8 protein-coding genes, 1 tRNA gene and 1 pseudogene are annotated in these 13,299 nt (G+C 70.5%); 4 read left to right on the top strand and 6 right to left on the bottom strand.

Translation table 11 applies throughout. The features are described 5' to 3' along the window. Window positions 1-92: 92 nt before the first annotated feature. Window positions 93-1,205 (bottom strand): ABC transporter ATP-binding protein, encoded by a 1,113-nt coding sequence (locus tag GXW83_RS31705; RefSeq protein ID WP_182446446.1) that lies wholly within the window; start codon window positions 1,203-1,205, stop codon window positions 93-95. A gap of 336 nt (window positions 1,206-1,541) precedes the next feature. Between GXW83_RS31705 and GXW83_RS31700 the strand changes: the two genes are divergently transcribed. Further along, window positions 1,542-1,615: transfer RNA gene (locus GXW83_RS31700), tRNA-Thr, on the top strand. A gap of 722 nt (window positions 1,616-2,337) precedes the next feature. Next, the gene (locus GXW83_RS31695; protein ID WP_182446445.1) at window positions 2,338-3,312 is read left to right on the top strand and encodes a hypothetical protein; all 975 of its coding nucleotides are present in this window, start codon (window positions 2,338-2,340) and stop codon (window positions 3,310-3,312) included. A gap of 115 nt (window positions 3,313-3,427) precedes the next feature. Here the strand turns inward: GXW83_RS31695 and GXW83_RS31690 are convergent, their stop codons facing one another. Together GXW83_RS31690 and GXW83_RS31685 are read right to left on the bottom strand one after the other, a co-directional pair. Then, window positions 3,428-4,201, bottom strand: a complete 774-nt coding sequence (locus tag GXW83_RS31690; RefSeq protein WP_182446444.1) for a class I SAM-dependent methyltransferase — start codon at window positions 4,199-4,201, stop codon at window positions 3,428-3,430. A gap of 100 nt (window positions 4,202-4,301) precedes the next feature. Further along, window positions 4,302-5,462, bottom strand: a complete 1,161-nt coding sequence (locus GXW83_RS31685) for a damage-control phosphatase ARMT1 family protein (RefSeq protein ID WP_182446443.1) — start codon at window positions 5,460-5,462, stop codon at window positions 4,302-4,304. Window positions 5,463-5,790: 328 nt separating this feature from the next. Between GXW83_RS31685 and GXW83_RS31680 the strand changes: the two genes are divergently transcribed. Continuing rightward, the gene (locus GXW83_RS31680; protein WP_182446442.1) at window positions 5,791-6,723 is read left to right on the top strand and encodes a phosphorothioated DNA-binding restriction endonuclease; all 933 of its coding nucleotides are present in this window, start codon (window positions 5,791-5,793) and stop codon (window positions 6,721-6,723) included. A gap of 147 nt (window positions 6,724-6,870) precedes the next feature. Here the strand turns inward: GXW83_RS31680 and GXW83_RS31675 are convergent, their stop codons facing one another. The 3 genes from GXW83_RS31675 to GXW83_RS31665 form a co-directional block, all read right to left on the bottom strand. Then, complete coding sequence (locus GXW83_RS31675) at window positions 6,871-7,422, bottom strand: hypothetical protein (RefSeq protein ID WP_182446441.1); 552 nt, start codon at window positions 7,420-7,422, stop codon at window positions 6,871-6,873. Window positions 7,423-7,678: 256 nt separating this feature from the next. Further along, on the bottom strand, window positions 7,679-11,719 hold the full coding sequence (locus GXW83_RS31670) for a glycoside hydrolase family 3 C-terminal domain-containing protein (protein WP_182446440.1): 4,041 nt from the start codon (window positions 11,717-11,719) through the stop codon (window positions 7,679-7,681). A 426-nt stretch (window positions 11,720-12,145) separates the two neighbouring features. Then, the gene (locus GXW83_RS31665) at window positions 12,146-12,751 is read right to left on the bottom strand and encodes a TetR/AcrR family transcriptional regulator (RefSeq protein ID WP_182446439.1); all 606 of its coding nucleotides are present in this window, start codon (window positions 12,749-12,751) and stop codon (window positions 12,146-12,148) included. A gap of 94 nt (window positions 12,752-12,845) precedes the next feature. Between GXW83_RS31665 and GXW83_RS31660 the strand changes: the two are divergent. Beyond that, window positions 12,846-13,286 (top strand): annotated as a pseudogene (locus GXW83_RS31660) (anthrone oxygenase family protein); the annotation flags it as partial. Window positions 13,287-13,299: the final 13 nt, after the last annotated feature.

Raw genomic sequence — 13,299 nt, 5'->3', positions numbered from 1 at the left:
TCTCTTTTGTTTCACCCGGACAGCGCTTCTCCCCGGTGGGGACCACCCCACCGTGGAGAAGCGCACGTCACATCGGGCTGCCGGGCTCCGGGTCAGTCGCCGAGGCGCAGGCCGGTCGAGGTGGAGAAGACGTGGGTCTCGCCGGTGCGCGGGACGACGTGCAGCACCTCGCCCTTGCGGGGGACGGCGCGGCCGCTGACCCGGACCACCAGGTCCTTGTCCACGCCGCCGACGTTGGCCGTGCCGTAGACGTAGCCGTCCGCGCCCAGCTCCTCGACCACGTTGACGGTGACGGCCAGGCCGCGGCCGCCCTGGCCCAGGGCGTCGCCCTCGGAGACCAGGTCCAGGTGCTCCGGGCGGACGCCGATGGTGACCGTGCTGTCGCCCGCGTCGGCGGCCCCGCCGACGGCGGCGCGGTGCACCTCGATCGTCGAGTCGCCGAACTTCACGCCGCCGTCGACCAGCGGCACCTCGATCAGGTTCATGGCCGGCGAGCCGATGAAGCCGGCGACGAAGAGGTTGGCCGGGCGGTCGTACATGTTGCGCGGGGAGTCGACCTGCTGCAGCAGGCCGTCCTTGAGCACGGCGACGCGGTCGCCCATGGTCATGGCCTCGACCTGGTCGTGCGTGACGTAGACGGTGGTGATGCCCAGGCGGCGCTGGAGCGAGGCGATCTGGGTGCGGGTCTGCACGCGCAGCTTGGCGTCCAGGTTCGACAGCGGCTCGTCCATGAGGAAGACCTGCGGCTCGCGGACGATCGCGCGGCCCATGGCGACACGCTGGCGCTGACCGCCGGAGAGGGCCTTCGGCTTGCGGTCCAGGTACTCGGTGAGGTCCAGGATCTTCCCGGCCTCCTCGACCTTCCTGCGGATCTCCGTCTTGTTCACGCCGGCGATCTTCAGGGCGAAGCCCATGTTGTCGGCGACGGTCATGTGCGGGTACAGCGCGTAGTTCTGGAACACCATGGCGATGTTCCGGTCCTTCGGCGGGAGGTGGGTCACGTCGCGGTCGCCGATGCGGATGGCGCCGCCGTTCACGTCCTCGAGGCCCGCGAGCATCCGCAGGCTGGTCGACTTGCCGCAGCCGGAGGGACCGACCAGGACGAGGAACTCGCCATCGGCGATATCCAGGTCCAGCGCGTCCACGGCGGGCTTCTGGCCACCGGGGTATATACGGGTGGCCTTGTCGAACGTCACGGTAGGCATAGCTGTGCTTCTCCTTCACCGGCAGGAACGTGCCGGACGATCCGAGTAAAGGTGGATGTCGCGCCCTCTTCCGAAGTCTCGCTCCGAGAGAGGTCTAGTCCACTGTTTCAGCAGACTGCTGGTGACGGTACCTGCACGAAGCGGCCTTGTCAGCACCCCCGCCCACCCCAATGCGCCCGCCCCCCGCCCTTACAACCACCCAAACCCCACCCCTTTGCCACAAACCACCCACCCCGCCACACCCCCTCCCACCCACAAAACCACCAGGCACCACCCCCACTCCGTTCGGTACACTGCACCCTGGTCCTGCCGTGGCCCGCCGCGGACAGGCACCACGCCTCCTTAGCTCAGTTGGCCAGAGCACCGCTCTTGTAAAGCGGGGGTCGTCGGTTCGAACCCGACAGGGGGCTCACCGCACCACCTCGGATGAGCTGCAACTTTGGCCTTCTGGGGGCTCCATCGTCGGCCTCGGACACCTCGTCCGAGGCCGTCTGCGTGAGCGGACGGCATGATCTTGGCCGGATCGGCGGTGGACTGGGCAACCTTGCCCGGCCTGTTCGCCCGGGGGACGAGCCGGGCCGCCGCCTCCGCGATCGCCCCGTCGACCTGCGGGCGCAGGGTCGTGTACGTGTCCGAGGCGATGCCGATCGACGAGTGGCCGAGCATCTCCTTGATCGTGTGCAGGTCGCGCCCGCCGCGTGAGCCAGCGTGGCCGGGCCGTGCCGGAGGTCGTGCAGCCGGACCGGCGGCAAGCCGGCCGCCTCGGCCAGCTCGCGGAAGCGGTCGGTCACGGCGGTCGGGTGCAGCCACTCGCCGTTCTCCTTGGTGAAGACCCGGCCGGTCTCTCGCGCCATCGGCATCGGCCGGAGGAAGGGCTATGACCTGGCCCGTCGTGACGCCCACCCGTGCCGTGTGCTGCGGCTGGGGAAGCACTGCCGGGTGATCGGCAGATCTGCTTCGGGTGCTCGGGATCGAGGGACGCGGAGAGCCTGCCTGATGTGTGATCAGGGTGTCTGGGATGGGGTCGAGTTGCGGCGTGGGTTCGTGCTACCGTCCGTGGTCCACGAACTAAATAGGCGACCCCGGCGGTGCTGGAACACCCCGGGGTCCGGCACAAGGAGCCATACTCCTCATGCACGTCCATCGTAGCCGCCACACGTGCGGCTTCATGATCCTGCCCAACTACCTCCTCCAGGACCGGCGGCTGTCCTACACCGCTCGGGGCCTGCTGGCCGACCTGCTCTCGCGCCCCGATGGGTGGCGCGAGGACGGACGGCGCATGGCCGATACCAGTCCGCAGGGCCGACTGGCCGTCGCCAGGGCGCTGCGTGAGCTGACCGCCGCCGGTTACTACTGCGTCCTGCGGGTCCGCCAAGCCGACGGGACCTTCATCAGCGAGGCCCACGTCTACGACACCCCGCAGACGAACTCGCAGGTCGCTCCGGCTCCCACTGTTCCGGTCCCCGGTGGTGCGGCAGCCGATCTTCCTGGCGCCAACCCCGTAAAGGACCTGGAGAAAGAACCCACCCTCCCCACGCCGCGCAGGGAGGCCGGGCAGCGACGCACTGTTCCAGCCGCCCGGGAGGGCGGGTGGCAAGCAGCCGACATGGCGACCGCTCGCGGGGCCCAAGTGCCCGACGGCCCCGCGCAGCGAGCGGCGGAGACGCTGCTGCGGGTCGTCGGACCCGAGCCGCGCCTACGCGTGGGGACCGTTGAGGCCATGGCTCTCGCGCCACAGGTCGCGGCCTGGCTCGAGCGTGGATGCGGCGAGCGCGACCTCGGACAGGCCCTGCTGACCGGCCTACCCGATCGCGTCCACAGCGCCGCCGCGCTGCTGCGCGACCGCCTCGTGCGCAAGCTGCCGCCCGTCCCGGCCCCGATGGCCACGTCGGGGCCTGCCGTCGCGCCCCTGACCGAGTGCCCCACCTGCGGCGATCCGGTACGCCAAGTGGGCACCTGCCGCACCTGCGCCGGGCTCGGCTCACGCACGGTGGCAGTCGGCACCGGCGAGGCTGCCACCAGGCGCGGAGCCGCCCGTGTGCGTGCCGCCATGCGTCCAACCGGACAGCGGCTCGCTCCCAGCAGAGCTTCCGCGCTGGTGTGGTGACGTCCTCAGTACGGGTGCCCCTGGATCCTGATGATCGACGGCTCCCGGCCGCAGATCGAGCAGATTCAGGCCGAAGCCTCCCTGCTCGGCCGTCAGGGTCCTACTGGTCTACGGCTCAGGGGCAAGCCTCCTCAGGCTTCTGCCAGACCGACACGTGCGTGGTGCTCTCCGCCGTGAACGGCGAACGGTCCCAGCCCGCCCAGCGGTGCTTCAGGCTCAGTCCCGCCATACGCGCCATGAGGTCCATCTCGGCCGGCCAGGCGTACCGGAACGGGATGCGCCAGAACCGGCCCTTCCCGTCCGCCGTCACGGTGACATGGTTCGACGTGAACTGCTGGGTCACGACGTCGTACTGGTCGAAGCCCAGGTAGCCGCCGCCCTCACGACCGGGCTCCACCCGAAACGGGACCGAGTCCTGGCCCGGCGGCAGACGCCGCAGGTCCGGAACCCCCACCTCGATCAGGAACACCCCGCCCGGCCGCAGGTGTGCGGCAGCATTGCGGAAGACGGCGACCTGTCCGTCCTGCGTGGTCACGTTGCTGATGGTGTTGAACACGAGGTAGACGAGGGAGAACTGGCCGTCCACTCTCGTGGTGGTCATGTCGCCGATGGTGACCGCGACCTGGTTACCGCCCGGCTTGTCGGTGATCCGCGCCGCCATCGCCCGGCTCATGTCGATGCCGCTCACGGCCACGCCGCGGGCCGCCAGCGGGGCAGCGATTCGGCCGGTTCCGACGGCCAACTCAAGGACCGGACCGCCGGCAGCCAGGTCTTCGAGGACGTCCACCACCGGGTCCACCGCTTCAGGCGCATTCACGCCGCCCGGGGCGTCGTAGCCCGCAGCCACGCTCTCCGGGAACCAGCCGTCCGCGAGATTGTCTTCCTCCATGAGCCGCTACCCCACCAGCGGTACGGAGACGAGTCAACGCAATTTGCCGTCCGTCCCGGATGGGTCCGATCACTGGCTGCGCCCATCGGCGACACCTGCGTCAGGCGCAGACCTGGATGAGGCCGTACGTGCCGCTGGTGCGCCACGGCTCCCCTGTGGCGTCCAGCCCGGCAACCACCTGTCCGTCGAGGCCCACGATGACGTCCGACTTCAACGTCCGCAGGGCTGCTACCGGGGATGGGAAGTAGGCGACTCTCCCAGCGAACGAGGTTGTGGCGCCCCAGAGTCGGTCCTCAACGAGACGGCGGTAGTTGAGGTCGCCCTTGAGGATCGTCATCGTGGCGCCGGAGAGGTCGGCTCTGAGGTCGGCCGGCATGTCGCGGAAGGGCAGAGGCGCGCAGAGGAACGGGTGCGTGCGAACCGCCAAGGTGCCCCGGCTCATCGCCTCCCGGAGACGACCGCCGATCCGCGCTGCCTCGCGTCCTGGTGCGGCGTGAAGCCGCTCGACGGTTGCGAGGACGTCGGCGGTGGTCGCGTCCGACACGTAGGAGGGGAACGGTTTGACGTACAGGACCACCTCCGCCGCCTGACTGCTGGTGAGCAGGTGATCCACCAGGACCAAATCGGGCAGGAGCTCGCGTCCCGCGTTGTCGGCCATGACGCAGACCCGCGCCCTCTCCGCCGCGGCGAGCGCGGACCACAGCGGGGAGCTGTCGTTCGCAATCACGGTGGAGGTTCGGGCCTCGGCCGAAGAGGCTGTGACCTGGAAGCTGAGATCCGCCCGATTGCCCCAGAGCGCTGAGGAGAGCAGCACCTCGGCCCGCTTCTCGGCGGACAGGGATGGCAGGTCGTCGAGGGCGGCCATCTCCTCGTCAACGGTCTGCCCGGCCAACTCGGCGTTCTTGAACGGCGCGAACGGGTCGATCCCGTGCCAGGCTCCGGGACGGAAGTAGCCCGTGGCTTCGAGCAGCCTGCGGTAGAAGTAGCTCTCCGCCCACAGGAACGGCGCCTCGCCCCAGGGCCGCCCGAACAGGTCCCCGCCCCAGTCCAGCCACTGCTGGTGATCATGGGCGGTCTTGTCGAGGGGCTGGAGCACACCACCCGTGCTCTCGGCGAGGAGTTCCCCGACCGCCGCGCGCTGGGCCGGACCGTACGGCAGAGCGTCCAGTACCTGCTGGACGAGCTTGGGGTGCCGTTCATGGAAGACACCCCAGGCGAATGTTCCAGGGACGCCGATGCCAATCACGGGTGCCGTCGTCATGCGCGGATTCGTCTCCTTCATCATCGTGCCGCCCGGCCGAAGCCTTGCCGAGTCGACCCTACGCCCGCCCCCACCATCGCTTCGCGCGGTGCTACGAGGCTTACCGAGCTGCCGGGCTGGCGCTCCCGCTACGGCGGATGCGCTCCACTCGAACAGGGCACTGCGGACAAGGGCTCTGTCCGCATGCGTCGGAAAAACGGCAGCGCAATGGGTCGGCGATACGTCAGTATCGGGCGGGCGCCTCCGCGGCGCGCTTCGCTCCTGAGGCATCCGAGCCGATCATCACCGGCCGACGGTGGCGGCGATGCCACGAACTACGCTGTCGGCCATGGACTGGCTCGATCGGGTGGCGAAGTTGCGGCAGTGGAGGAGCAACGAGGTCCGTGCCCCGCACAAGCCGTTGTTGCTGCTGTACGCGCTCGGCAGCTTTCAGCAGGATGCCGACAGCGAACTGCGGTACAGCGTGGTCGAAGAGGAGTTGAAGCGGCTGCTGGTCGAGTACGGGCCGCCGAATCCGACGACGCCTGCGTACCCGTTCCACCATCTGGTCAGTGACGGTGTCTGGGAGGTCAGGACCGATCGTGGGCAGGGGAGCCCGGGGAGTGGGGTCAGGATTCTCCGGTCCAGCGGCGCCACCGGCAGGCTCGTACCGGAGTTGCGCACGGCGCTCGCCAGGGAGCCTTCGCTGCTGGGGCGGCTGGCCAGAGTGCTGCTGGACGTCAACTTCCCGCCGTCACTGCACACCGAGCTGTGCGAGGCCGTCGGTCTCGACCTGGAGCTTGCCGAGGTTGCGCCTTTGACCGGCTTGCTGGGTGAAGCGGAGACCGCTGTGCGTCGACAGCGGGACCGCCGAATGCGTGAGATCGTCCTGACGGCGTACGAGTTCCAGTGTGCTTTCTGCGGCTACGACGGGATGCTCGGTGCGAGCAGCGTCGGCCTGGAGGCCGCTCACGTGCGTTGGTGGTCGTACGACGGTCCGGACGAGGTCGACAACGGTCTGTGCCTGTGTTCGTTGCACCACAAGCTTTTCGACAAGGGTGTCCTGGGGCTGGGCGAGGGTCACCGCATTCTTGTTTCGCAGCGCTTCGTCGGCCGGAGCGAGGCGAGCAGGCAGCACGTGCTCGCGCTGGCCGGGCGACCGGTGACAGGACCGCAGCCGGGCGTTCCGTCCGTCGCAGGACGGCATCGGGACTGGCATGCCCGACAGGTGTTCCATGGTGCGCCTCGTACGCCCGCAGTAACCGCTGTACCGGTTGGGTGAGTGCCGGTTCGTCGCCGTTCAAGGCTTCACCGGGCGAACCCCTCTCCCTCTCGTGACCAGGCATCGAGCGGCCGCGGCGCGTCAGGGATCGGGGCCGGGGCCTCCAGCCCTGATCCCTGACGACAACCAGCCTGGTAGCGCTGGGAGTCAGCGGTGCACGGTGACGGTGAAGTCCTGCTTGTGGGCGACCGAGAGGTAGCCCGGGTTCAGGACGGGCCTGCCGTACGCGTCGAGCAGGACGAAGCCGTTGGGAACGTTGGGCTCCACGTGCCAGGTCCCCGGACGGGTCGAGGCGCCGAAGGTGATGCGGAAGTCGATCCGGGCCCACCGGCCCGGGGCGAGCGTCAGATGGGTGGGCGCCGAGTCCAGGGAGAGCCCGAAGTCGGAGTACCCCGTCCTTCCCACGGCCTGCCAGCGGTGCGTCAGCGGATTGAGCCAGCTCACGGAGAGGCCCTTCTCGCTCGCTGTCTGCCCGCTCCACACCGACACGAGGAAGTCGGTGGCCGCCATGGAGTACCGCGACCGCTCCATGTACCAGGTGTGCAGGGAGACCGTGGTTCCGGCGCGGACCGAGCCGGGGACGCCGACGGTGCTGCTGTACAGCGCTCCGACCGGGCCGGGCGCGGACGCGGCCGAGGCGGTGGCGGTCCCGCCGGGAACGAAGCCGAGGAGTGCCGCCGCAGCAGCCAGTCCCAGCATGCGGCGCAGGTTTTTCTTCACAATGCCCCCTGTTGATGTTGATCGCAGAAGGGATCGTAGCGACGGCGCCGCCCGGCCGCTCCGCAGGGCACCCGGCCCGCTGGGGAGCACGTGCCGGCTGCCCTCGGACGATGCCCGGCCGCGCGGCGGCTCGGCATCGGCCCCGGACGCCGGAGGCGCTCCCCGAACCGGCGCAGGTGGGCCGCCGAAACGCCGGCTGGCCCCGCCACCGGGGTGGCGGGGCCAGCCGGTGGGGTTACTGGACGACGGACCAGATGAAGGTGGCTGTGCCGGAGACTCCCTTCGGGTCGGTGGCGGTGACGGTGACGGTGTAGGTGCCGAGGGCGGTGCTGGAGCCGGAGACGGTGCCGTTGGAGGCGATCGTGATGCCCGGCGGCAGGCCGGTCGCGGTGTAGGTGAGGGACTGCGAGGTGTTGGAGTCCACGGCCTGCATGGCGAAGGAGACCGCCGCGCCCTTCGGGCTGCTGTAGCCGAAGGGGTTGACCACGCCGACCGTCTCGGCGCCCGGCACCCCGGAGTTGGCGGTGACGTTGGCGCTGACGGCGGTGTTGGCCAGGGAGACGCCCGCGCCGGAGGCGCCGGCGGCGATCTGCCCGGTCAGGGTCTGGGCCAGGCTGGTGGAGCCGGTCAGCGGCAGGTTGTTGGACGCGTCCCCGACCTTGATCGAGTACGTGCCCGCGTGGGCCTCCCACTGGTTGTCGGTCGGCGACCAGGCCGCCAGGTCGTGGATGGTCAGCGGGAAGCTGACCGTCGCGCTCTGCCCGGGGGTGAGCGTGACCCGCTGGAAGCCCCTCAGCTGCTCCGGCGGGTCCTGGCTGGCTGCCGGGTCGCCGACGTACAGCTGGGCCACGTCCGCGCCGGCCACGGACCCGGTGTTGGTGACCGTCGCGGTCGCCGTGGCCGTGCCGTTGGCGTTGAAGGCGCCGACGTTGAGGTTGGAGAAGGAGAATTTCGTGTAGGACAGGCCGAAGCCGAACGGGAAGGCGGGGGTGATGTTCTGGGACTGGTACCAGCGGTAGCCGATGTCCACGCCCTCGCTGTAGACCGTCCCGGTCGAGGTGCCCGGCCACTGCGCGGTGGTCTGCGCCGGGACCTGGCTCAGGCTGCTCGGGAAGGTGACCGGCAGCTTGCCGGACGGGTCGGCGGTGCCGAAGATCAGCGCGGCCGTGGCGGCGCCGGTCTCCTGGCCGCCGTACCAGTTCTCGAACACCCCGGCGACCGAGTTCAGCCACGGCATGACCACCGGCGAACCGCTGTTGATGACCACGATGGTGTTGGGATTCACCGCCGCCACGTCCGCGATCATCGTCTCGTCCGCGCTGGACAGGTCGAGCGTCTTCAGGTCGCTCTCCTCGCCCTCCGGGGCGCTGACGTAGACGATCGCGTCGGTGGCGGCCTGGGCCGCGGCGACCGCCTGCGGGATGTCGGTGGTGCCGTTGTCGTCGCCCGCGGTGTAGGTGACCTTGGTGTTCGGCCCGACCGCGTTCTGGATGCCGGTCAGCGGCCAGACCGCGTTCGAGCTGTCGACCCCGCCGCTGCCGCCGCCGGCGATCTCGACCGCGGCGCCGCCGTCGGTGCCGATCACCGCGATGGAACCGGTGGCGTTCGGGTTGAGCGGCAGCAGGCCGTTGTTCTTCAGCATGACCGTGCCCTCCTCGCCGAGCTGCAGCGCCGTCTGCTGGTGCGCCGCGGTGGTGACGGTGGCGGAGAGGGAGCCGCTCTGCGGGTTGTCGAACAGGCCGAAGGCGAACATCTGGGTCAGGATCCGGGCGACGATCGCGTTGACGGTCGCCTGGCTCAGCGTCCCGGCCGTGAGCGCGGCGGTGATGTCGCTCGCGTCGGAGAACGGCATGGCGATGTCCATGCCGCCCTCGGCGTCCGCGACGGCGGAGCCGGCGGCGCCCCAGTCGGAGGCGACGAAGCCGCCGTAGTCGGCCTGCTCGTCCAGTCCGTCCTGCAGCAGGTCGGCGTTGGCGCAGGAGGGGGCGCCGTTGACCACGGCGTACGAGCACATCACCGAGGCCGGAGCGGACTGGTTGATGGCGGCCTGGAACGGCGCCAGGTAGAGCTCCTCGAGCGCCTGCTGGCCGACCGTCTCGTTGTCGCCGCCGTTCGGATACTGCTCCTGGTCGTAGGCGGCGGCGTGCTTGACCATGGCCATCACGCCCTGGCTCTGCAGGCCGTCCACCTCGGCCGAGGTGATCTGGCCGGCCAGGTACGGGTCCTCGCCGTACGTCTCGTAGGTCCGGCCCCAGCGCGGGTCGCGCACCAGGTTGGTGGTCGGGCCGAGGGAGATGTTCACGCCCTTGCCGGCGAACTCGGCGCCCTTGGCCGCGCCCTCCTGCTTGATCAGCGCCGGATCCCAGGTCGCGGCGGCGTTCTCGCCGTCGGGGAAGGCCGTCACGCCGCCGTTGCCGTCGCCGACCCCGGACGGGCCGTCCTCCATGTTGTCCGGCGGGATGCACAGGTTGGGAACGCCGGGCACCTGGCCGATGTAGGACGAGGCGCCGTCTCCGGAGAGCAGGCTGGCCTCCTCCGACTGGTCCATGGTGTTGAGCACCTGCTGGACGCGCTGGGCGACCGGGGCGGTGGAGCCGACCCACGGGCAGACGCCGTTGCCGCCGTTGCCGTTGCCGCCGGTGACCGGCGCGGTGGTGGTCAGGCCGTAGACGTCGAACTCGAAGATCGAGTAGCCGAACTGGGTTCCCCGCGCCGTGCCGTACATGCGGATGTAGCGGTCGGTCACGGAGGCGGTGAACGTCTGGTTGCCGCCGGTGCCGGTCGTCGTGGAGTAGATCGTGGTCCAGGTCGCGTTGTCGTTGGACACCTGGATCTGGAACGCCGTGGCGTACGCGGCCTCCCAGAGGATGCCCACGCTGCAGATCTGCTGCGGGGAGCCGAGGTCGACGTCCAGCCACTGCGGGTCGCCGGCCGCGCTGGACCAGCGGCTGCCGGGGTCGCCGTCGGTGGCGTCGGCCGCCGGGTAGTCGGTGGCGTCCTGGGTCGAGGAGGCCGTGGTCGGCTGGTCCAGGGCGAGGTCCTGGGTGCCGCAGTACTCGGTGGGGCCGGAACCGCCGCCCCCGCCGCCTCCTCCGCCGCCGCCCGATCCCTGGGTGAAGGCCAGATAGTGGAAGTTCCAGCCGTTGGAGTCCTGGTCCAGGGTCAGCGTCTGCACGCCGGCCGGCAGCGTGACGCTGGCGGTCACGGTGGCCCAGGTCTCGTATCCGCCGGTGTTGGGGACGGCGACGGAGCCGCTGAGGTTGGTGCCCGAGGCGTTGGCGATGTGCAGGGCGTCGCTGATCCCGTACGGCGAGGAGACGCGGAAGCTGGCGGTGTAGACGCCGGCGGTGGCGACGTTGACGGTGTACTTGAACCACTGCCCCGGCGTGGTCCAGCCCATGTCGTAGGCGCCGCCGGCCACCCCGGAGTCCTGGGTGTCCGCGGTGGTCTCGAGGTCGACGCCGTCCGAGCGGTAACTGTCGGCCGTCCCGTTGGCGGAGGTGACGTTGTACGCCGTGCCCTGGCCGCCGGTGTCGTAGTTGGCCACCTGGACCGTGCCCGGGACGGCCGCCGGAGTACCGCCGAAGGGCTGGTCGCCGCTGGAGCCGCCGCCCCCGCCGCCTCCGCCGCCCGAGCTCAGGGCGAAGGCCACGTTGTGGAAGTTCCAGCCGTTGGAGTCCTGGTCGATGGTCAGCGTCTGCACACCTGCGGGCAGCGTGACGCTCGCCGCGACCGTGGTCCAGGTCTCGTATCCGCCGGTGTTGGGGACGGCGACGGAGCCGCTGAGGTTGGTGCCCGAGGCGTTGGCGATGTGCAGGGCGTCGGTGATCCCGTACGGCGAGGACAGCCGGAAGCTGGCCGTGTAGATCCCGGCGGTGGCGACGTTGACGGTGTACTTGAACCACTGGCCTGCGGTGATCCACCCCATGTCGTACGTGCCGCCGGCCGCGCCGGTGCCCTGGGTGTCGGCGGTGGTCTCGAGGTCGATGCCGTCCGAGCGGTAGCTGTTGGCGGACCCGTTGGTGGACGTGACGTTGTACGCGACGCCCTGGCCGCCGGTGTCGTAGTTCGCCGCCTGGACCGTGCCGGGAACGGCGGCGGCGGTGCCGCCGAAGGGAGCGGAGCCGGCGGCGTAGGCGGTGGTGCGCACACCGACCAGCGACACGGCGCACAGGGCCGCGACCGCGAGCAGCGCGCGTAACGTGGGCCGGCGGCGGCGCGGACGCGGTCTGCCGCGCACGGGCGCGGTCGGCCGCAGGTGGGGGAGAGGTCGCATTGCTGTCCCTTCAGTTGCCTGATCTGGGTGGGTCCGTGGATCGGCGGGCCGACCTGCCCGGCCGGGGCCGGAGTCTGCCCGCAGACGTCCGCGAACGGCTCGCACCTGCGCCCCCGGCTCGGCCGGGGCGGCTGACGCAGACCGGATCCGCGGATGTCCGCAGCGGCGTGTCGGTGGTGCGGTGGCGGCGGCAGGGCATGACGAAACGAATTGCCGCACAAAGGCGGTTCAGCGCGCCGAATGTCGTCCCGCCACCCTGGGAGAGCGCTCTCTAGACAGAGGTTTAGGGCAGGGATTCGGACATGTCAAGGCTCCGCGACGGATCGGACGCCTGGCGCCGATCGCCGCGGCTGCGGCCTTGTGTCCACCGGCGACGGGCGGCCGGGAACCGCAACCATGCCGGATCAGGGAGTATGTGACGATCACTCAGGCCGGACCGTCGAGCGGGGCCGGGTCAGGCCCCGGGGAGGAAGCGGTCGGCCAGGAGGGCGAGCCGGTCGGGGTCCGGGCGACGGGGAGCCGGCCGGCCCGGGTGAGGGTGGCCAGGCCGTGCAGGGCGGCCCAGAAGGTTTCGGCGAACAGGCCCGGGTCGTTCGGGTGGGCGTGGTCGGCGAGGGGGTCGAGCAGGGCCTGGAAACCTTCGCGGAGGGGGGCCGGGGTGGCTTCGTCGGCGAAGGCCAGGCCGTTGTCGAGGCTGAACATGGCGTCGTACAGGGCCGGATTGGCTGCGGCGAAGTCGGTGTAGGCGCGGGCCAGGGCGATGACCGCCTGCCGGTCGGCCGCGCCCTGCGGGGCGGCGGCGCGCAGGGCGGCCGCCAGCTCGGTGAAGCCCTCCAGGGCGACCGCTGCCACGATCTCGTTCTTGCCCCGGAAGTGGCTGTAGAGCACGGGCTGGCTGTACTCGATCCGCTCGGCCAGTCGGCGGGTGGTGACCGCGTCCCAGCCGTGGGCCTCGGCGAGCTCGCGGGCCGTGGAGACGATCAGCCTGTGGCGGTTGGCCCGCTCGCGTTCCTTGCGCTCGTGTACCGGCATGCGGCGATGCTAGCACCGCTAGACAACCAAGCGTCGGTATGTCTAGCATCGATTCATAACCTAGCAGTGCTAGAAATCACCCCGGGGAGGGGACATGCAGGACGTACTGGCCGCTGTCACGGTCGTCGTGGTCGGGCTGATGGTGGGCGTGGAGTTCGCGGTGGCGGTGTTCGTCAATCCGATCCTGGACCGGCTCCCGGACGACGGCGGGCTCGGCGCCCGCAGCGACGGGGCCCGGGTGCTCGGCCGGATCATGCCGTTCTGGTACGTCGGCTCGGTCGTACTCGGCTCGGCGTGGGCGGCGCTGGCCTGGGGCGACGCGCGCGCCCCGCTGATCGCCGCGGGCGCGGCGCTGCTGGTGCTGAGCGTGGTGATGTCGCTCCTGCTGCTGGTGCCCATCAACGCGCGGGTCGCCACCTGGAGCCTGGAGGGCGCGCCGGCGGACTGGAAGCAGCAGGTGGGGCGGTGGGACCGTTACCACTACGTCCGGGTGGGCGTCATCGTGAGCGGCTTCGCACTGTTCGTCGTCGCCCTGCTCCAGCCGGGCG

This window comes from Streptacidiphilus sp. PB12-B1b (assembly GCF_014084125.1).
Classification (GTDB): Bacteria; Actinomycetota; Actinomycetes; order Streptomycetales; family Streptomycetaceae; genus Streptacidiphilus.
Note: the sequence above shows the minus strand (reverse complement) of the source record. Positions and strands in the feature narration are given on the sequence as shown.

Coding starts and splice junctions, on each gene's coding strand:
- GXW83_RS31685 (WP_182446443.1), bottom strand. CDS start 5,462: ATGACGACGGCACCCGTGATTGGCATCGGCGTCCCTGGAACATTCGCC.
- GXW83_RS31705 (WP_182446446.1), bottom strand. CDS start 1,205: ATGCCTACCGTGACGTTCGACAAGGCCACCCGTATATACCCCGGTGGC.
- GXW83_RS31675 (WP_182446441.1), bottom strand. CDS start 7,422: ATGCTGGGACTGGCTGCTGCGGCGGCACTCCTCGGCTTCGTTCCCGGC.
- GXW83_RS31680 (WP_182446442.1), top strand. CDS start 5,791: ATGGACTGGCTCGATCGGGTGGCGAAGTTGCGGCAGTGGAGGAGCAAC.
- GXW83_RS31670 (WP_182446440.1), bottom strand. CDS start 11,719: ATGCGACCTCTCCCCCACCTGCGGCCGACCGCGCCCGTGCGCGGCAGA.
- GXW83_RS31665 (WP_182446439.1), bottom strand. CDS start 12,751: ATGCCGGTACACGAGCGCAAGGAACGCGAGCGGGCCAACCGCCACAGG.
- GXW83_RS31690 (WP_182446444.1), bottom strand. CDS start 4,201: ATGGAGGAAGACAATCTCGCGGACGGCTGGTTCCCGGAGAGCGTGGCT.
- GXW83_RS31695 (WP_182446445.1), top strand. CDS start 2,338: ATGCACGTCCATCGTAGCCGCCACACGTGCGGCTTCATGATCCTGCCC.